This is a genomic window from Pseudomonas sp. AN-1 (assembly GCF_034057115.1).
Classification (GTDB): domain Bacteria; phylum Pseudomonadota; class Gammaproteobacteria; order Pseudomonadales; family Pseudomonadaceae; genus Geopseudomonas.
The window spans coordinates 463214-483015 of the sequence record NZ_CP139195.1 but is presented as its reverse complement, the minus strand read 5'-3'; the positions used below and the strand labels follow the sequence as shown (position 1 = coordinate 483015).

Here is a 19802-nt window from a genome sequence, read left to right as displayed (position 1 = left end):
CCGCGGCCGCAGTTGCCCAAAAAAGGAGCGATCCCGCCTAGCATATCTTCATGAACATCCGATGGCGTGAGGGTTTCCTCGTGAGCATCATCCCGCGCTGCCTGCGCCATCCCCGCGCCCCGCTCGCCAGTCTCATCGGCCTGGTGCTGATCGTCCCCCTGGGCAGCCGCCTTGCCCTGGGCTGGTCCGCTCCCCTCGGCTATCTGTCCGACCTGGGCATCGCCAGCCTGCTGATCGTGCTGCTGTACCGCCGCCCCTGGTGGCTGGCCCTGCCCGTGCTGCTGGCGTGGGGCCTGCTGAACGTGGCAGCGGTGGAGCTGGTCAGCGCCGTCGGCCGCCTGCCGGACGTGGCAGACCTGCAGTACCTGACCGATCCGCAGTTCATGGAGAACTCCACTGCCGGCAGCCTTGCCCAGCCGTGGGTGGCCGCCGTCCTGCTCGGCGCCCTGGCCGTCTGGCTGGCCAGCCTGTGGGCCGGCCGCGCGCAACCGTCTCCGCGCCTGCCGCGGCATGCCTGGCTGGCGCCGCTGTCGCTCCTGCTGGCCCACGGCGGCCTGCAGTATCTCCAGCCCAGCGAGGCGGACCAGTGGCGACTGTTCAACCTGCCGCACCAGTGGCTGGTGGCCGGCACCGGCCACGGACAGACCCGCCTGGAGGAATGGCTGGCCGGCGATGACGCCGACACGCCGCCACCGCTGGCCGGCCTCGTCCGGCTCGACCTGGACGGCAGGAAGCTGCTGGACGCCCCGGGGCGCGCCCGCAACGTGCTGATCGTCGCCCTCGAAGGCATCCCCGGCGCCTATGTCGGGGCGAACCGCGCCGCCCTGAACGACAGCTACCGCGAAAACCTGATGCCCAGGCTGAGCGCCTGGGCCGAACGGGGCATGAACACGCCCGACTACGTGCTGCACAGCCACCAGACCATCCGCGGCCTGTACGCGATGCTCTGCGGCGACTACGACAAGCTCGACAACGGCACGCCCAAGGGCATCGAGATGCTCACCCAGAACCAGCGCAACCGGGCCTGCCTGCCCGCCCAGCTGCGCAGCCGCGGGTTCGCCACCCACTACCTGCAGGGCGCGGGTCTCAGGTTCATGGCCAAGGACCGGATCATGCCGCACATCGGCTTCGACGCCACCCGCGGCCGGGAGTGGTTCAGGAAGCCTGCCCGCCTGGACTTCCCGTGGGGCATGGACGACAGGTCTTTCTTCGAAGGCGCGCTGGACTACGTCGGCCAGCTGCGCCGCAGCAAGCAGCCCTGGATGCTCACCCTGCTGACGGTCGGCACCCACCAGCCCTACTCGGCGCCGGCCGCGTACCTGCGCCGCCACGCCAGCCCCAAGCAGGCTGCGGTGGCCTATCTGGACGATGCCCTGGGGGACTTCCTGGCCGCACTGGAGCGCTCGGGCGTGCTGAAGGACACCCTGGTGATCGTCACCTCGGACGAGTCCCACGGCATCGACGGCGTGCGCCTGGCCTCGGCCTGGGGCTTCAGCCTGGTGCTGGCTCCCGAGCAGGCACAGCTGCCCCGGATCAAGACCGGGGTCTACGGCCACGTCGACCTGAGCGCATCGGTGCTCGACTACTTCGGCTTCCCGCCCCCCAAGGCCCTCAGCGGCCGCTCGCTGTTCCGCGACTACGCCCACGGCCGGGAGATCATGTCGTACACCAATGGCAAGCTGCGCCATCACGATGGCCGGGGCACCCTGACCGAGTGCGACGTGCAGCAACGCTGCCGCTACTACGCCAGCGAAGGCTTCATCGCCGAGCGGGCCACCTTGCTCGGCCAGTATGGCGGCCGGCGCGCGCGCCAGATGGCGGCCAGGGCAAGCGCACTCGACCAGTCGTTGCTGCACACCTCGCTGAACCGGCTCTACCAGTTCGGCAGCCCGGCCGTCATCCGCCTCAAGGCGCAGGTCCGCGACGACTGGACGGACAACCTGATCGGTGCCCAGTACCTGGAGCTGCCCAAGGGCACCCTGACGCGGGTGCGTCTGACCGTGCGCTCGGTGGGCCGCAAGCAGAAGGCCTACATCCAGCTCAAGGCCAAGGAGTTCGAGCAGGACGTGCCGCTGGACATCCCCGCCCGGATACTGGTAACCCACGACAAGCCGCTGCAGATGGACTTCAGCTTCTACAACCCGGAATCGCGCAAGGCGTTCTCCTTCCACCTGCTCGGCTACGGCAAAGGCGCCATCGAGATCAGCGATTTCAGCGTGGTCACCGAGCAGGCGGAGCCGCTGCAACCCGGCGACGAGCCCCGGCTGGCGGAAGGCGGCGCCCTGCCCCGCTCCAGCTAGCCCGGCTCGCGGCGCTCGGCCGCCAGCAGCGCCAGCCCCCGGCTCACCGCATCGTCGACGCTCCAGTTGGTCAGCGCATCGGCCGGCAGACGTTCGCCAGCCGCCCGGCCCAGCACGGCGCGGGCCCGTTCGTGCAGGCGGGCGAACAGCAGGGTCATGCCGCGCGCCTCGACCTGCTGCGCCAGCTCCAGCAGCGCCTCGAGGCTGCTGCCGTCGAGATCCGGCGACTCCTCGAGACTGAGGATCAGCACCCGCGCGGCGTTTTCCGGGGCGCGCAGGCAACGGCGGACGAGCGCCAGGGTCTGCTCGGCATTGGCGAAGAACAGCGGCGCCTCCGGGCGCAGGATCAGCAGGCCCGGCACCGCCACGGCCTCCGGGTGCGCCCGCAGGTCGACGAAGTCGTGGCCCTCGCCGAGCCGGCCGAGCATCGACACCCGCGGCAGCGAGAAGCCGCGCAGGGTCATCAGCACGCTGACGCCGACCGCGACCAGCAGGCCGGCGAGGATACCGAGCAGCAGCACCGCGGCGATCGCGCTGAGCACCACCAGGCGGTCGCGGCGCCAGCCGAAGTAGCGGCGCAGCGCGGCGGGGTCGAGGCTGTGGCCCACCGCATGGATGACGATGGCGGCCAGTACCGGCATCGGCGTCAGCGCCATCCAGGGCATCAGGCTGAGCACTGCCAGCAGCACCACCAGCGCGGCGCACCAGGCGGCCAGCCGCGAGCGCGCGCCGGCAGCCTCGTTGGCCGCGGTGGCCGAGTAGCCGGCGCCGACCGGCATGCCGCCGAACAGTCCCGAGGCCAGGTTGGCGGCGCCGAGGGCGATCAGCTCGCGGTTGGCCGACAGGCCGTCGCCATAGCGCAGGGCGAAGCTGCGCATGCTGCCGTAGGACTCGGCATACAGCACGAACAGCAGGGCGAAGGCCAGCTCGCCGAGGCGCAGCCACTCGCTCTGGTCGAGCCGCGGCAACTCGGGCGGGCGGAACTCCAGGTCGATGCTGCCGACCAGCGCCACGCCGAAGCGGTCGAGGCCGCAGAACAGCTGGACGACGATGCCGAGGACGATGACCACCAGCGCCGCCGGCACATGTCGGCAAGGCCTGAGCAGCCGCAGCAGCGCCAGCGCCGCCAAGCCCAGGCCGATGCCGAGGGGATTCCAGGCCGCGAAACCGGCCAGCAGGCTGGCCGCCAGCTGCAGCGGATTGCCGTGGCCGGGATGCACGCCGAGGATATGCGGCAACTGGTGCAGGATCACCACCAGGGCCAGGCCGAAGGTGAAACCGCGCAGCACCGGCTTGGCGATGAACGCGGTGATCGAGCCCATGCGCGCCAGCCCGGCGCCGAGAAAGCCCAGGCCGGTGAACAGCACCAGGCCGCTGGCCACTGCCAGCTTGAGGCTGCCGTCGCCCGGCGCCATGGTCGCGGTGGCCGCCGCCAGCACCGCCGCCGAGGATGAGGTGGCCGAGACGATGGCGAAGCGGCTGCGGCCCACCAGCCCGTAGAAGAGCAGCCCGGCGAGCAGCGCGACCACCCCGTGGCGGGGCGGCAGGCCGGCGATGCTGGCATAGGCGACAGCCTCCGGCAGCAGCAGACCGGCCACGGCCAGGCCGGCGATCAGGTCCGCCAGCCAGGGACGGACGGCGGCACGTTCAGGCGGGCGCATGTCGATACTCGGACGGGTGATGGCTGCGGGTCCGTTGCACAGGCATGTGGGCGTCCCTTCTGCGCGGCTGAGTGGGAGAAGTTCGTGCCGCCTGCCCGGTACCGCGGGAGGCCGGGCGGTGGCTGATCTAACCTGAGGAAACCACCGATGCCGGCGCGGCATCCAGCACGTGCGGCATTGCCTCTTCATAGCACAGGCGGGCAGACCGATGAAGAAACGTCAGATCGCGGTGATCGGCCTCGGCAGGCTCGGCCGCCGCTGCGCCGAGCTGCTGCTGGACGATCCTACCCTTACCCTGGCCGGCGTGGTACGGCGCACCCCCACACCGCTCGACTGGCTGGGTGACCTGCCGGTGGTCGGGCATTTCACCGAGCTGAAGCAGGTCGATGCCGCCCTGCTCTGCGTACCGGCGGACAGCATCCAGGGCCAGGCCCGGGAGCTGCTGCAGCACCGCATCTCGCTGGTCGAGTGCGCGCGCCTGCATGGCGACGCCTTCATCGCCCACCACGAGGAAATGCAGCGGATGGCCCACCTCTACCGGGCCACCGCGATTGTCGGCGCCGGCAGTGATCCCGGCATCCTGTCCCTGTTCCGCAGCCAGTTCGCCCTACTGCTGCCCCACGGACATACCCGCAGCAGCCTGCATGCCGGCACCAGCCTGCACCACTCGCTGGCGGCGGAAGGCATCGCTGGCGTGCGCAAGGCGCTGGCGCTGGAGCAGAAGAGCCAGGACGGCACGCTGCAGCGCTACGTCTACGTCGAGCTGGAGCCGGGCGCCGACGCGGCCGCCGTCGAGCAGGCCATCCGCCGCGACCCGCTCTATCTGGACGAGGAGACCCTGGTGTTCCCGGTGGACAGCGTCGCCGAGCTGGAGGCCGAGCGCGGCCTGCTGCTGGAACGCCATGCGGCGAGCAGCAACAGCAGCCACGCTGCCCTGCTGCTCGAGGCCCGCTTCGACGAGATCGAGCTGGCGGCGCGCATGATGCTGGCCGGTGCGCGGGCGCTGCCGCTGCTGCAGCACGGCGCCCATTCGCTGTTCGACCTGCCGCCGCGGGTGTTGTGGGGCGATCAGGGGGCAGCAGCGGAACAGGAGTGGATGTAGCGCGTCAGCCGTCGCCACCATCCCCTCGCACCTCCGCACTGCGCATAAACGAATCGGGCCTGCAAAGCAGGCCCGACTCACTTCCTGAGTTACGTCACGCCAGATCGAAGCGGTCGGCGTTCATCACCTTGGTCCAGGCGGCGACGAAGTCCCTGACGAACTTCTCCTGGTTGTCGTCCTGGGCATAGACCTCGGCGTAGGCACGCAGCACCGAGTTGGAGCCGAACACCAGGTCCACGCGGGTCGCCGTCCACTTGACCTTGTCGGTCTTGCGGTCACGGATCTCGTACAGGTTGTTGCCGGCCGGCTTCCAGGTGTTGCCCATGTCGGTCAGGTTGACGAAGAAGTCGTTGCTCAGCGCGCCGACCCGGTCGGTGAACACGCCATGCTGGCTGCCGCCATGGTTGGTGCCCAGCACGCGCATGCCGCCGACCAGCACGGTCATCTCCGGCGCGGTCAGGCCCAGCAGCTGGGTGCGGTCGAGCATCAGCTCTTCGGGACTGACGGCGTAGTCCTTCTTCAGCCAGTTGCGATAGGCATCGTGCACCGGCTCCAGCACGGCGAAGGAGTCCACGTCGGTCTGCGCCTGGCTGGCGTCGCCACGCCCCGGGGCGAAAGGCACGCTGACGTCGAAGCCCGCCGCCTTGGCCGCCTGCTCGACGCCGAGGTTGCCGCCCAGCACGATGACATCGGCCACGCTGGCGCCGGTCTCGGCAGCGATCTTCTCGTACACCGCCAGCACCCTGGCCAGACGCGCCGGCTCGTTGCCTTCCCAGTCCTTCTGCGGGGCCAGGCGGATGCGCGCGCCGTTGGCGCCGCCGCGGTAGTCCGAGCCGCGGAAGGTGCGCGCGCTGTCCCAGGCGGTGCTGACCAGCTCGCTGACCGACAGGCCGCTGGCGGCGATCTTCGCCTTGACCGCGGCGACGTCGTAGTCGCTGCGCCCGCTCGGCACCGGGTCCTGCCAGATCAGGTCTTCGGCCGGCACTTCCGGACCGATGTAGCGGGCCTTCGGCCCCATGTCGCGGTGGGTCAGCTTGAACCAGGCGCGGGCGAAGGCATCCTCGAAGGCGGCGGGATCCTTGTGGAAGCGCTCGGCGATCTTGCGGTACTCCGGATCCATCTTCATCGCCATGTCGGCGTCGGTCATCATCGGCTTGTGGCGGATGCTCGGATCCTCCACGTCGACCGGCATGTCCTCTTGCTTGATGTCGACCGGCTCCCACTGCCAGGCGCCGGCCGGGCTCTTCTTCAGCTCCCACTCGTGGTTGAGCAGCATGTCGAAGTAGCCGTTGTCCCAGCGGGTCGGATGGGTGGTCCAGGCGCCTTCCAGGCCGCTGGTCACGGTGTCGCGGCCGACGCCGCGCCTGGTCTTGTTGTTCCAGCCCAGGCCCTGCTCCTCGACGTCCGCCGCCTCGGGTTCCGGGCCGAGCAGCGCGGCGTCGCCGTTGCCGTGGGCCTTGCCCACGGTGTGGCCGCCGGCGGTCAGGGCGACGGTTTCCTCGTCGTCCATCGCCATGCGCTTGAAGGTCTCGCGCACGTCCTTGGCGGTCTTCAGCGGGTCGGGCTGGCCGTCGACACCCTGCGGGTTGACGTAGATCAGGCCCATCATCACCGCCGCCAGCGGGTTCTCCAGGTCGCGCTCACCGGAGTAGCGGCTGTTGGGATTGTTGGTGGGCGCCAGCCATTCCTTCTCGGAACCCCAGTAGATGTCCTTCTCCGGATGCCAGATGTCCGCGCGGCCGTAGGCGAAACCGAAGGTCTTGAAGCCCATCGACTCGTAGGCCACGTTGCCGGCCAGCACGATCAGGTCGGCCCAGCTGATCTTGTTGCCGTACTTGCGCTTGATCGGCCACAGCAGGCGGCGGGCCTTGTCGAGGTTGGCGTTGTCCGGCCAGGAGTTCAGCGGCGCGAAGCGCTGGTTGCCGGTGCCGGCGCCGCCACGGCCGTCGGCCACCCGGTAGGAGCCGGCGGCGTGCCAGGCCATGCGGATCATCAGGCCACCGTAGTGGCCCCAGTCGGCCGGCCACCAGTCCTGGCTGTCGGTCATCAGCGCGGTGAGGTCGCGCTTGAGCGCGGCGAAGTCGAGCTTCTTCACTTCCTCGCGGTAGTCGAAGTCGCCCAGCGGATTGGTCTTGGTGTCGTGCTGGTGGAGGATGTCGAGGTTGAGGGCCTTGGGCCACCAATCCATGGCCTGGTTGCCGGCGGTGGTGTTGGCACCGTGCATCACCGGGCACTTGCCGGAAGATTTCATGTTGGTTCCGCTCATGTTGTTCTCCATTCATGACTTCATGGGTTACCGATCCGAAGCAGCCTTCGGGTGCTTGCCCGCTTCATCCGCGGGTCGGCACTTCGACTCCTTGAGCCTGCTCTCACGCTTGCCGTGTTCAGCCAACCTTGCATCAATCTTGGCGTCCGGCTGCCGAGCCATCCAATAGGTTTTCGGAATGGGATTGATAGTAGACCCGGATTCGCCAGCCCATGGCCGCAGCCGCCGGCTGCTTGCGGTGTGCCGGGCTGGCAAGCTGCCGATCTGCCGGCTCGGATGGGGCACCGAGGCAGGCGCCGTGCGCTCGACCAGGCAGCAAGGCGATCCGCCCCGGCCATGGGTACGGCCATCACCTTGCGCAGCGGGTACTTCCGGCGCCGGCGATTACCTTTACGTAAACTGGGAAATGTTGTTTCCTGTCGATCGTCGTCGCATCCGGATCTGCCAGCTGCCACCTCCACCGTTGCGGGCCTGTCCCGCGGAGCGCTGCGCAATCCTCTCTGACTGATCGCAAGGAGACCCCATGCAGCTGCGTGCTACCCGACAAGATCTCTGGATCGATACTTCCTGCGGCCGGATGTTCGTCCGTCGCTGGCGACCGCTGGGCGCTGGCGATCCGGAGGAAAATCCGCCGATCGTGCTGTTTCACGATTCCCTGGGCTGCGTGGAGCTGTGGCGGGACTTCCCGGAGCAGCTGGCCGTCGCGACCGGCCGCGAGGTCATTGCCTACGACCGCTTCGGCTTCGGCCGCTCGGCGCCGCATCCCGGGGACTGGTCGGCCCGTTTCATCCGCGACGAGGCGGAGCGCTTCTTCCCGATGCTGCGCGACAGCCTGGCGATCGACCGTTTCGTGGCATTCGGCCACAGCGTCGGCGGCATCATGGCGGCCACCTGTGCGGCACACTATCCGCACAGCTGCCAGGCACTGGTCACGCTGTCCGCCCTGGCATTCGTGGAGGAGCGGACGCTGCAGGGGATTCGCCTTGCCAAGCAGGAGTTCGGCCGGCCGGGGCAGATCGAGCGGCTGGAGAAATATCATGGCGACAAGGCGCGCTGGGTCCTGGCGGCCTGGACGGACACCTGGCTGTCCGCAGGCTTCGCCGACTGGACGCTCGAAAGTCATGCGTCGTCCATCGCCTGCCCGCATCTGGTCATTCACGGCGAGGAGGACGAGTACGGCTCGCTGCTGCATCCGGAACGCCTGAGCAGGCTGAGCAACGCCACCAGTGCCTCGCTGATTCTGGAGGGATGCCAGCATTTCCCCCATCGGGAATTCCCCGAGAGGGTGCTCGATGCGAGCGCAAGCTTCCTGGAAAGCCAGAGCGCATCCGTCGCCGGGAATGCTGCGGGGTGCGCCGAGGCCTGCTATTAGCGGCCTGCAGCGGGCGAAGCCGCCCTGCCGGCAACCCTGCTGCCATGCGCAACACTGACTAAGCTGCATGGGGCGTGCGCAAGCAACCGCGCACAGGCATCCCGAGGAGAGCTCCATGTCCGTGATTCGCAACCTTCCCCTGCTGGTCGGCATCACCCTGCTCGGTGCCTGCGCCAGCCAGCCCGACGACCAGCCACTGACCAGCACGCTCAGCCAGAGCGCCGTCGTTGCCGCAGGCGTGCCGGGCGGGATCATCATCGAGGAGGAGAAAGTCGAGGCTACCGTGGTCGCCATCGAGCGCAGCAGGCGCACCTTCACCCTGCAGGATCGCCAGGGCAATCGGCGCACCGTGCAGGCCCCGCCGGAAATGCGCAACTACCCGCAGCTCGAGGTCGGCGACAGGGTCACGGCGACCACCAGGGTGGAAAGCGCCATCTACCTGCGCGAGCCAGGCAAGGGCGACGAGGAGTCCATGCAGGGCGCGGCCATGGTGATGACGCCGCCGGAGGGCAGCAAGCCGGGCCTGCTGGTGTCCAGCACCCGCGCGAGCACCGCCGTGATCAAGGCCATCGATCCCACCGCGCATACCGCCACCCTGCAGTTCGCCGACGGCAGCAGCCGCACCTACCAGATGCGCCCGGATGTCGAGGTCAAGCCCGAATACGTCAACCGCGAGGTGATGATCCGCCAGGACTCGGAACTGGCGGTGACCGTCGAGGCCCAGTGAGTCGGCCGCTGGCGGACGCGAGCGATGGGTGACGGAGCTGGGAGAGGCGCAGCGTGCCCCGCCCTCCGGGCGAAACAGCCGCGGGCCGGCAGCGCTGCCGGTCAGGCTCGAACGGATCGCAGATAGCACAAGGGGGAGCCCGTAGGCTCCCCCTTGAAGTCGGTCGTGCTGTGTTCTTCTTGTTGGTACAGGCTTGTTGTTCTTGTTGGCTTGCCCGCCCGGACTCCATGGTCCGGTTAAGGTCCCAAGCAGGGACTCAAGAACAAACGTATTCCTTTGGACGCTGATGTCGCCACAACCCTTGCGGGTCCTACCGGTGCTGGCCGCTGCCTCGGGGCAGTTTTATCGTTCTCGGTCCGGTCGGGGGAGAACCCTGTCGGGCAACTCCTCTCCAAAAGAATCTGTTTGCTGCGCCTCCATCCGATTGTTCTTGTTGTTATGGAGTCGTTACGTGTTGTTTTTGTTCTGTTGTGCTGCGTTCTTGTTTTTGTTGTGCCAAGAATAAAGCAGATGGCGTGCCAACTTTAGAAAACCCTTATAAATCAACAACTTGAAAATTCTGAAGCACCGCACATAGCCCCCGAAGGGGCCGTTCCCGTTACCGGACTGCCCAGCGCCCGTTACGCCGGAAAGACCCGGTAACACCTGAGGGTATGACCGGTAACCGCCCCCTCCTCTCAGGTTACCGCCGCGCGCGCTTCCCCCCACAGCGGCGCATCCGCCGCCAGCCGCACCGAGGCGCGCGCCTCCCCCGGCGTGCGCGACAGCCGTGGCGCCGGCGCCACCTGCAGCTGCCCGTCGACCTCGCGGTACACCCCGCGCGCCTGCAGGTGCGGGTGCTGCGGCGCCTCGTCGAGCGTGAGCACCGGCGCGAAGCAGGCGTCAGTGCCCTCCAGCAGCGCGCACCACTCGTCCCGCGTGCGGCGGGCGAACAGCGCGGCCAGGCACTCGCCCTGCGCCGCCCATTCAGCCGGATCGTCGCAGCCGGCGTAGAGCTGCTCGGGCGCCTCGATGCGCTCCAGCAGCTCGCGCAGGAACTGCGGCTCCAGCGGGCCGACGGCGATCTCGCCGCCGTCGGCGCAGCGGTAGCAGCGGTAGTGCGGCGCGGCGCCGCCGAGCAGGTTGCGTTCGCGCTGCATCGACAGGCTGCCGCCGGCGAAGAAGCTCATCAGCGAGGACACCCCGTCGACGATGGCGGCGTCGACCACCTGGCCCTGCCCGGAGCGCTCGCGCTCCCACAGCGCCGTCATGATGCCGAAGGCGAGGAACAGCGAGCCGCCGCCGAAGTCGCCGACCAGGTTGAGCGGCGGGATCGCCCCGCCCGAACGCCCGCCGATGGCGGCCAGCGCGCCGGTCAGGGCGATGTAGTTGATGTCGTGGCCGGCGGCGCGGGCCAGCGGGCCATCCTGGCCCCAGCCGGTCATGCGTCCGTAGACCAGCCGCGGGTTGAGTTCGCGCAGCTCGTCCGGGCCGAGGCCGAGGCGCTCCATCACCCCGGGACGGAAGCCCTCGATCAGCACGTCGGCGCGCTCGGCCAGCTCCAGGCAGCGCGCCCGCCCGGCCGCGCTGCGGATGTCCAGCTCCAGCACCTGGCGGCCGCGGTCGGCCACCGAGTTGGGCCAGCCGTTGCCGCCGGCGCGCTCGATGCGCACCACGTCGGCACCCATGTCGGCGAGCAGCATGGCGCAGTGCGGACCGGGGCCGATGCCGGCGAACTCCAGCACGCGCAGGCCGGCCAGCGGTCCCTGGCGGTCGGTCGTCATCCCTGCGCCTCCAGCCGCAACTCGGCGACCAGATAGTCGCGGTAACGCTCGCGCAGCACCTTCTTGTCGATCTTGCCGGTGGCGGTCAGCGGCACGCGGTCGATCACCACCGCATCGGGCATCCACCAGCGGACGATGTGCGGCTCGAGGTGGGCCAGCACGCGCTTGACGCACACCTCGGCGTCCTCGTGCGGCTCGATCACCAGCAGCGGGCGCTCCTCCCATTTCGGGTGGAACACGCCGACCACCGCGGCGATCTTCACCCCCGGGCAGGCCACCGCGACGTTCTCGATGTCGATCGAGCTGACCCACTCGCCGCCGGACTTGATCACGTCCTTGCTGCGGTCGGTGATGCGCATGAAGCCGTCGCCGTCGAGGGTGGCGATGTCGCCGGTGTCGAACCAGCCGTCGGCATCCAGCGCGCTCTTCTCGCTGCGGAAGTAGCGCTCGACCGTCCACGGCCCGCGCACCAAGAGCTTGCCCGGGGTCACGCCGTCGCGCGGCAGCTCGCTGCCCTCCTCGTCGACGATCTTCAGCTCGATGCCGAACTGCAGGCGGCCCTGGCGGGTCCAGATCACCTCGTCGGTGGCCGCCTGGCCGCGCGCGGTCAGCTTGGGCGTCGGCGTCGAGATCACCCCGAGCGGGCTGGTCTCGGTCATCCCCCACAGCTGGCGGATGGTCACCCCGTACTTGCCCTGGAACTTCTCGGCCATCGCCCGCGGCACCGCCGAGCCGCCGATCACCAGGCGCTCGAGCGTGCCGGCGTCCTCGCCGCTGCGCTCCAGGTGGTCGAGGTACATGGTCCAGATGGTCGGCACGCCGCCGGAGAAGGTCACCCCCTCGTTCCTGATCAGTTCCTGCAGGCTGCGGCCGTCCATCCTGTCGCAGGGCAGCACGAACTTGCAGCCGTTGATCGCCGCGGCGAACGGCAGGCCCCAGGCGGTGCCGTGGTACAGCGACGAGCACGGCATCACGCAGTCGAAGGCCGACAGGCCGAAGGCGCCGCTGAGGCCGGCGGCCAGCGCGTGCAGCACCACCGAGCGGTGGCTGTACAGCACGCCCTTGGGATCGCCGGTGGTGCCCGAGGTGTAGCAGAGCACCGCGCCGGCGTTCTCGTCGAAGCTCGGCCAGTCGATGGGGCGCTCACCGGCGATCAGCGCTTCATAGCAGGGCACCGCACCTTCCCCGGCATCGAAGCAGTCGCGATCCGACAGCACGATGAAGTGGCGGATGTGCGGCAGCTGCGGGCGCAGACGGGCGACCAGCGGCGCGAAGCTGCGGTCGAACAGCAGCACGCTGCTCTCGGCGTGGTTGAGGGTGAAGGCGATCTGCTCGTCGGACAGCCGCGGGTTGGCGGTGTGCAGCACCGCGCCGATGCCCGGCACGGCGAAGAACAGTTCGTAGTGGCGATGGGTGTTCCAGGCCAGCGAGGACACCCGGTCGCCGGCGCGAATCCCCAGGCGCTGCAGCAGCGAAGCTGCCTGTCCGGCGCGCTGCGCCAGGCCGCGGTAGTCGTAGCGCCACAGCGGCTCGTCGACCAGCCGCGAGACGATCTCGGTGTCGCCATGGGCGCTGGCGGCATGGGTGAGGATGCCGCTGATCAGCAGCGGCGCCTTCTGCATCAGACCTTCGAGCATTGCGATTTCCTCTACTTTCTTGTTGTTGTTTTCAACGGATATCGGCGGCCGGTTCCCTGGCCGGATGACGCAGGCACAGCTCAGCGATGGGTGAAGTTCGGCGCGCGCTTGTCGACGAAGGCCGCCATGCCCTCCTTCTGGTCGGCGGTGGCGAACACCGAGTGGAACACCCGCCGCTCGAAGCGCACGCCCTCGCTGAGGCTGGTCTCGTCGACGCGATTGATGCACTCCTTGATCAGCATCGCCGCGGTCAGCGACTTGCCGGCGATGGCGTGGGCCGCCTGCAGGGTTTCCTCGAGCAGGCTGTCGGCCGGGAACACCCGCGCCACCAGCCCGGCGCTTTCCGCCTCGGCGGCGCCCATCATGCGCCCGGTCAGGCACATCTCCATGGCCTTGGCGCGGCCGATGGCGCGGGTCAGGCGCTGGGTGCCGCCGATCCCCGGCAGCACGCCGAGGGTGATCTCCGGCAGGCCGAAGCGGGCGCTGTCGGCGGCGTAGATGAAGTCGCACATCAGCGCCAGCTCGCAGCCGCCGCCCAGCGCGTAGCCGGACACCGCGGCGATGACCGGCTTGCGCCGCGCGGCGATGCGGTCGGCTTGAGCGAAGTGGTCGTCGTGGTAGATCTGCGGAAAGGTCATGTCCGCCAGTTCCTTGATGTCCGCGCCGGCGGCGAAGGCCTTGGCCGAGCCGGTGAGGACGATGCAGCCGATCTGCGGGTCGGCCTCCAGGCGGTCGAGCGCCTGGTTGAGTTCGCCGACCAGCTGGGAGTTGAGCGCATTCAGCGCCTGGGGACGGTTGAGGGTGATCAGCGCGACGCGCTCGCGGATCTCCACCAGCAGGGTTTCGTAGTTCATCGGACTCTCCTTGTATTCAGTCCAGCAGCTCGACGGCCATCGCCGTGGCTTCGCCGCCGCCGATGCAGATGGCCGCCACGCCACGGCGCAGGCCGTGGCTGCGCAGTGCCGCCAGCAGGGTGACCAGGATGCGCGCGCCGGAGGCGCCGATCGGGTGGCCGAGGGCGCAAGCCCCGCCGTGCACGTTGACCCTGGCGTGATCGAGGCCCAGCTCGCGCATGGCGACCATGGTGACCACCGCGAAGGCCTCGTTGATCTCGAACAGGTCGACCTGATCGAGGCTCCAGCCGGTGCGCTGCATCAGGTTGCGGATCGCGCCGATGGGCGCGGTGGGGAACAGGTTGGGTGCATCGGCGAAGGCGGCATGGCCGCGGATCGCCGCCAGCGGACGCAGGCCGCGACGCTCGGCTTCGGAGCGGCGCATCAGCACCAGCGCGGCGGCGCCGTCGGAGATCGAGCTGGAGTTGGCCGCGGTCACCGTGCCGCCGTCGCGGAACGCCGGGCGCAGGGTCGGGATCTTCTCCGGACTGGCCTTGGGCGGCTGTTCGTCCTGCGCGACCAGGCGCTGCTCGCGGCCCTGGGTGACCGTCAGCGGCACGATTTCCCCGGCGAAGTAGCCGTCGGCCATGGCGTCGCGGGCGCGCTGCAGCGAGGCCAGCGCATAGGCGTCCTGCTCCTCGCGGCTGAAACCGTGCGCCTGGGCGCAGTCCTCGGCGAAGGTGCCCATCAGGCGGCCCTTGTCGTAGGCGTCCTCCAGGCCGTCGAGGAACATGTGGTCGAGCACCTTGCCGTGGCCCATGCGGTAGCCGGCGCGTGCCTTGTCCAGCAGGTAGGGCGCGTTGGACATGCTTTCCATGCCGCCGGCGACCACCACATCGGCGCTGCCGGCGCGCAGCAGGTCGTGGGCGAGGATCACCGTCTGCATGCCCGAGCCGCACATCTTGTTCAAGGTGGTGCATACGGTAGAGCGGGACAGACCGGCGCCCAGCGCCGCCTGGCGCGCCGGGGCCTGGCCGATACCGGCGGGCAGCACGCAGCCCATCAGTACTTCCTGCACCGCCTCAGGCGGCAGGCCGCTGCGCTCGACCGCGGCGCGGATCGCGGCGGCGCCCAGCTCGGGGGCGGTCACGTTCCTGAAGTCGCCCTGGAAGCCGCCCATGGGAGTACGGGCGCTGGCGACGATGACGATCGGATCTTCGTGGTTCATGGGGTGTTCTCCTGTCACTTGGCGGCCATGCGCAGGGCGCCGTCGAGGCGGATCACCTCGCCGTTGAGCATGCTGTTCTCGACGATGTGGCGGACCAGCGCGGCGTACTCCTCGGGCTTGCCGAGGCGCGGCGGGAACGGCACGCCCGCGGCCAGCGAGGCGCGCACCTCGTCGCTCATGCCGGCCATCATCGGCGTCTCGAAGATGCCGGGAGCGATGGTCATCACCCGGATGCCGTGACGCGCCAGCTCGCGCGCTACCGGCAGGGTCAGGGCGGCCACCCCGCCCTTGGAGGCGGCGTAGGCGGCCTGGCCGATCTGCCCGTCGAAGGCGGCGATGGAGGCGGTGTTGACGATCACCCCACGCTCGCCGCCCTCGTCCGCCTCGCCCTCGGCCATGACCTCGGCGGCCAGGCGCAGCATGTTGAAGGTGCCGATCAGGTTGATGGTGACGATGCGGCTGAAGCTCTCCAGCGCGTGCGGGCCATTGCGGCCGAGCACCTTCTCGCCACCGACCACGCCGGCGCAGTTGACCAGGCCGTGCAGCGCGCCGAAGGTCTCGCGGGCGGCGGCCACGGCATTGCGGGCGGCGGCCTCGTCGGTGATGTCGGCGACCAGGCCGCGGGCATTGGCGCCCAGCTCGGCGGCGCGCGCCTCGACGGCGGCAGCGACGTCGACCAGCAGCACCCTGGCGCCGGCCTCGACCAGCGCGCTGGCGGTGGCCGCGCCGAGCCCGGAGGCGGCGCCGGTGACCAGGAAAACCTTGTTGGGGATGCGCATGACTTGTCTCTCTTGTTCTGGCGACGCGCGGGCAGCCGGGGGCCGGCGCACGGGCGGCGCAACCACTTGATCGGGATTGGCGGGAAGCTGTCGGGCGGCTAGCCCGCGGGGGGATGCACGACAGGGAAGCAGGGCGGCATGGCGGTTTCCTTATCTTGTTCTAGTTCGGAAGCACGACAGGCGTGATGGCTTCATATTGGTCAGCCGTCCGCGCAGCGGCAATGGCCGTTCCTGTCAATCTGCGTGACCGTTTTGGCCAATGCCGGGGGCGAGGATCAGGGTGCGGTAGTGGCCGGGGTTGGTGCCGGTCCACTTGCGGAAGGCCTTGTAGAAGGCGCTGACGTCGGCGAAGCCGAGGCGCTCGGCGATGGCGCCGAAACTCACCTGCGGATCGGCCAGCCAGGCGGTAGCGCGCTCCTGGCGCACGGCGTCCTTGATCGCCTGGTAGGACTGGCCGACCTCGGCCAGCCGCCGACGCAGGGTCGAGGGCGACATGCACAGCACCTGGGCCAGCTCGTCGCCGGTCGGCCAGCGTTCGCCCGGCAGGCTGCGCAGATGGCTCTTGATGCGATGGGCCAGGCTGCCGGTGTCGCGGTACTTGACCAGGATGTTCGACGGCGCGCGGGCGAGGAACTCGCTGAGCTCCGCCTCGCTGCGCCGCACCGGCAGGTCGAGCACCTCGGCGGCGAAGATGATCCGGTTCGACGGGCGGGCGAAGCGCAGGTTGTCGGAGAACATCACCCGGTAGTCGCCGATGTACTCGGGCTCCGCGCCGCGCAGCTCCACCGCCAGCAGAGGGAAACGCCGGCCGACCAGCCAGCAGGCCAGACCGTGCAGCAGCAGCCAGAAGGTGAAGCAGGTGAAGGGCCGCAGCGGCTCGCCCGTGCGCTCGTGCAGCACCACCTCGGCGAGGCTCTGGCTGCGGGCGAGCGTCGGACGGAAGCTGTCGAAGGTCAGGGCGAAGAAGTCCAGCGCGGTGTGCAGCGCCTCCTCCAGAGTGGCCTGGTTGCGGCAGGTGCGGCACAGGAAGGCGAAGCTGCCCCAGCGCATGCGCCGCGGATCCATGGCGAAGAACTCGTCGTCGTAGCGCCGCGCCAGATGCAGCCACAGGCGGCTGTAGTCGCGCACCTCGACCCGCGCGGCGGGATCGGCGAGCAGAGCCGGCTCCAGACCGATCTCGCGCAGCAGTTCGTCGACCGACTCGCCGCGTTCGGCGAAGCCGCGCAGGGCCTCCTCGACCAGACGGATGGAGATGCTGTCCTTGACTACCGGTGCTGCGCGCTGGATCACGGGGTCCGCTTCCCTGATGAGTGGGCGGACACCATAGGGCAAGGCGGGCCTGCAGCGCCAGAACGGGTACACATGTAGGGTGGACAACGGCGCAGCCTTGTCCACCCTGCAGCACCCCGGTGGGCAATCGCTGCGCGAGTTGCCATATATCGCTGATGGCGCACCCTACTGGGGAACGGGCGTAGGGTGCGCCATGCGCACCGCAGGCACGCCGTCGAGGCAGTTGGTGCGCACGGCGCACCCTACCCCGGCTGCCCGTCCAGCCGCGGGCGGCACAGCATCGGCCCGTAGTGCCAGACGAACAGGGCGAAGGCCGCCACCCAGGCCGCGCCGGCCAGATGCAGGCCGCCGAGCGGGAAGAACGGCGGCAGCAGCACCCGCGCCGCGCCGCCGAGGTTGACCAGCGCGAAGGCCCAGGCCATCGCCGCCGGCGGCTGCAGCGGCCGACCGGTATGGCCGAGGCTGACCCGCGCGACCATGGCGAGGATCAGCCCGCCCATGCCGCCGACGCCGAGGGCGTGCAGCGCCAGGCTGGCGTTGGCCAGCAGGCCGAAGTGCCACAGCGCCTGCCCGGCCAGGGCGACCACCAGCCAGCCATAGGCCAGGTGCAGCGACCACAGCAGCGGCACCCGCCACAGGCCGGCGTCGTGCCAGCGCGCCAGGCGCACGCCGTGCAGCAGCGCCACCAGGGCGAACAGCGCGCCCAGCCAGGCCTGCGGCGCGAGGGCCAGGCCGCTGGCGGTGAGCACGGCGAGCAGCACCAGGCCGCCCTGGGCGCTCCATTCCAGCCAGGGCAGCGCCGGCACCTGCGCCGTGCGGCCAAGACCGCGCTGAGTGAAGAACGGGATCACCCGTCCGCCGATCAGGCCCATCATCACCGCCACCAGCCACAGCGCGGCGATCACCCCCTGGCGCTGCCAGGCATCGTTGGACTGGGCGAGGCCGGCGACCACCAGCAGGTCGGCCAGGGTCAACAGGGTGAGGACGCCGACGATGGGGTAGTTGCGCACCTGGCGCACCGCCCACAGCATGCGGCCGAGCACCACGGCAACGGCGGGCAGGAAGGCGATTTCCAGCGGGATCAGCAGCCACAGCGGCGCGCCCAGCAGCCAGGCCAGCCGCGCTGCCAGCCACACTGCGGCCAGCGCGGCCAGCGGCGGGCCGGAGAGGCCGGGGCGGCCGGTCCAGTTCTGCGCGGCGGTGAGCAGGAAGCCGGCGATGATCGCCGCGCCGAAGCCGAACACCATCTCGTGACGGTGCCAGCCGAGCGCGCCGCCGGCCGGTTGCCAGGCAGGCCAGAGCCCGGCCAGAGCGCCGAGCCAGAGGGGAATGGCCAGCGCGGCGAAGGCCGTGCCGGCGAGGAAGAAGGGACGAAAACCGAGGCGCCACAGCGGCGCGATCTGCAACAGGGCCTTGCGGTCGACCAACTGCATGATGTGTTCCTGTATTGCTGATGGTGCCCACGCTCCTGCGTGGGCACCGGACTCCGGGCGCTCCGCGCCCTGCCACGGCGGTAGCGGGACGCGGAGCGTCCCTGCACAGCGTTCCCACGCCGGAGCGTGGGAACGATCACTCCACCCTACACCGGGCCTCACCGCAGCTTAGATCAAGCTTCCAGCGCCGCCGCCGGGCCGAAGAACTCGTAGCGGCACTGCGCCTGCGGCACGCCCAGCTCGGCGAGCTGCTTCTTCACCTGGGCCATGAACGGCTTCGGGCCGAGGAAGTAGGCGTCGAGGTCGCGCTGCTCCGGCAACCAGTCGTTGAGCAGCGCGGCGCTGCTGAAGCCCTCGGCGTCGGCCTGGTCGCCCTCGCGCGGCTCGCTGTAGCAGTAGAAGCGCTTGAGCTGCGGGTGCTGGGCGCTCTTCTCGTCCAGCCACTCGCGGAAGGCGTGCACGCCGCCGTGGCGGGCGAAGTGGATGAAGCGCACCTCGCGGCCGCTCTGCAGCGCCTGCTCGAGCATGGCCACCGCCGGGGTGATGCCGACGCCGGCGGTGATCAGCGCCAGCGGCTTGTCGCTGTCCTCGAGGACGAAGTCGCCGGCCGGCGGGAAGACTTCCAGCTCGGCGCCGACCTGCACCTCGTCGTGCAGGTAGTTGGAGATGCGACCACCCTCCTCGCGCTTGACGCTGATACGCAGCTCGCGGCCGTTCGGCGCGGCGGACAGCGAGTAGTTGCGGCGCATCTCCTCGCCGTCGATGACGAAGCGCAGGCCCAGGTACTGGCCCGGCACGAATTCCGGCACCGCGCCGCCGTCCACCGGCTGCAGGTAGAAGGAGGTGATCTCCTCGCTCTCGGCTTCCTTGCGCGCCACGCGGAACTGGCGCGAACCACGCCAGCCGCCTTCCTTGGCCTCGTTGGCGGCGTACACCGCTTCCTCGGCGCCGATCAGGATGTCGGCCAGCTGGCCATAGGCGGCGCCCCAGGCTTCCAGCACCTCGTCGGTGGCGATCTCCTCGCCGAGCACTTCGCGGATGGCGCGCAGCAGGCAGGCGCCGACGATTGGGTAGTGTTCCGGCAGGATCTGCAGCGACACGTGCTTGTGCACGATCTGGCCGACCAGCGGGCCCAGCTCCTGCAGGCGGTCGATGTGGCGGGCGTACATCAGCACGCTGTTGGCCAGCGCGCGCGGCTGGTCGCCGCTGGCCTGGTGGGCCTGGTTGAACAGCACCTTCACCTGCGGGTACTCGCCGAGCATGATCTTGTAGAAATGCTTGGTCAGGGTTTCGCCGCCGGTTTCCAGCAGCGGGACGGTGGCCTTGATGATGGCGGTTTGTTGAGCAGACAGCATGGACAACTCCTGAATGGGACCAAGTGAGATGGGCGGCCATCGACAGGCCGCCTGCA

General features: G+C 69.6%; 14 protein-coding genes. 4 read left to right on the top strand and 10 right to left on the bottom strand.

Going from position 1 to position 19802, the window contains the following annotated elements; translation table 11 throughout:
• The first annotated feature begins 80 nt into the window (after positions 1-80).
• Complete coding sequence (locus SK095_RS02230; protein ID WP_320547692.1) at positions 81-2300, top strand: LTA synthase family protein; 2220 nt, start codon at positions 81-83, stop codon at positions 2298-2300.
• Here SK095_RS02230 and SK095_RS02225 read toward each other — a convergent pair.
• Positions 2297-3961: a SulP family inorganic anion transporter gene (locus SK095_RS02225; protein WP_320547691.1), complete on the bottom strand. Its 1665-nt coding sequence runs from the start codon at positions 3959-3961 to the stop codon at positions 2297-2299. The two genes, SK095_RS02230 and SK095_RS02225, sit on opposite strands and share 4 nt — an antisense overlap.
• Positions 3962-4169: 208 nt before the next feature.
• Between SK095_RS02225 and SK095_RS02220 the strand changes: the two genes are divergently transcribed.
• Positions 4170-5063, top strand: coding sequence for a hypothetical protein (locus SK095_RS02220; RefSeq protein ID WP_320547690.1), 894 nt, complete (start codon positions 4170-4172; stop codon positions 5061-5063).
• A gap of 94 nt (positions 5064-5157) precedes the next feature.
• Here the strand turns inward: SK095_RS02220 and katG are convergent, their stop codons facing one another.
• Positions 5158-7329 (bottom strand): catalase/peroxidase HPI, encoded by a 2172-nt coding sequence (gene katG / locus SK095_RS02215; protein ID WP_136490179.1) that lies wholly within the window; start codon positions 7327-7329, stop codon positions 5158-5160.
• Between the two features lie 523 nt (positions 7330-7852).
• On the opposite strand from katG, the gene SK095_RS02210 reads away from it, so the two are divergent.
• Positions 7853-8701 carry an alpha/beta hydrolase gene (locus tag SK095_RS02210; RefSeq protein WP_320547689.1) on the top strand — a complete coding sequence of 283 codons (849 nt, stop codon included), beginning with the start codon at positions 7853-7855 and terminating at the stop codon, positions 8699-8701.
• A 115-nt stretch (positions 8702-8816) separates the two neighbouring features.
• Positions 8817-9428: a hypothetical protein gene (locus SK095_RS02205; RefSeq protein ID WP_320547688.1), complete on the top strand. Its 612-nt coding sequence runs from the start codon at positions 8817-8819 to the stop codon at positions 9426-9428.
• Positions 9429-10105: 677 nt separating this feature from the next.
• Here the strand turns inward: SK095_RS02205 and SK095_RS02200 are convergent.
• The 8 genes from SK095_RS02200 to hmpA form a co-directional block, all read right to left on the bottom strand.
• Positions 10106-11191 (bottom strand): CaiB/BaiF CoA-transferase family protein, encoded by a 1086-nt coding sequence (locus SK095_RS02200; protein WP_320547687.1) that lies wholly within the window; start codon positions 11189-11191, stop codon positions 10106-10108.
• Positions 11188-12813: a long-chain fatty acid--CoA ligase gene (locus SK095_RS02195; RefSeq protein WP_320548857.1), complete on the bottom strand. Its 1626-nt coding sequence runs from the start codon at positions 12811-12813 to the stop codon at positions 11188-11190. The genes SK095_RS02200 and SK095_RS02195 overlap by 4 nt, the downstream gene beginning before the upstream one ends.
• Positions 12814-12908: 95 nt before the next feature.
• On the bottom strand, positions 12909-13682 hold the full coding sequence (locus SK095_RS02190; protein ID WP_320547686.1) for an enoyl-CoA hydratase: 774 nt from the start codon (positions 13680-13682) through the stop codon (positions 12909-12911).
• 16 nt (positions 13683-13698) lie between these two features.
• Complete coding sequence (locus SK095_RS02185; protein ID WP_136490174.1) at positions 13699-14889, bottom strand: acetyl-CoA C-acyltransferase; 1191 nt, start codon at positions 14887-14889, stop codon at positions 13699-13701.
• Positions 14890-14903: 14 nt separating this feature from the next.
• Complete coding sequence (locus tag SK095_RS02180) at positions 14904-15668, bottom strand: SDR family NAD(P)-dependent oxidoreductase (protein WP_320547685.1); 765 nt, start codon at positions 15666-15668, stop codon at positions 14904-14906.
• 234 nt (positions 15669-15902) lie between these two features.
• Positions 15903-16958: an AraC family transcriptional regulator gene (locus SK095_RS02175; RefSeq protein ID WP_320547684.1), complete on the bottom strand. Its 1056-nt coding sequence runs from the start codon at positions 16956-16958 to the stop codon at positions 15903-15905.
• Positions 16959-17200: 242 nt separating this feature from the next.
• Positions 17201-18391 carry an NnrS family protein gene (locus SK095_RS02170; RefSeq protein ID WP_320547683.1) on the bottom strand — a complete coding sequence of 397 codons (1191 nt, stop codon included), beginning with the start codon at positions 18389-18391 and terminating at the stop codon, positions 17201-17203.
• 173 nt (positions 18392-18564) lie between these two features.
• On the bottom strand, positions 18565-19746 hold the full coding sequence (hmpA, locus tag SK095_RS02165) for an NO-inducible flavohemoprotein (protein WP_320547682.1): 1182 nt from the start codon (positions 19744-19746) through the stop codon (positions 18565-18567).
• Positions 19747-19802 lie beyond the last annotated feature (56 nt).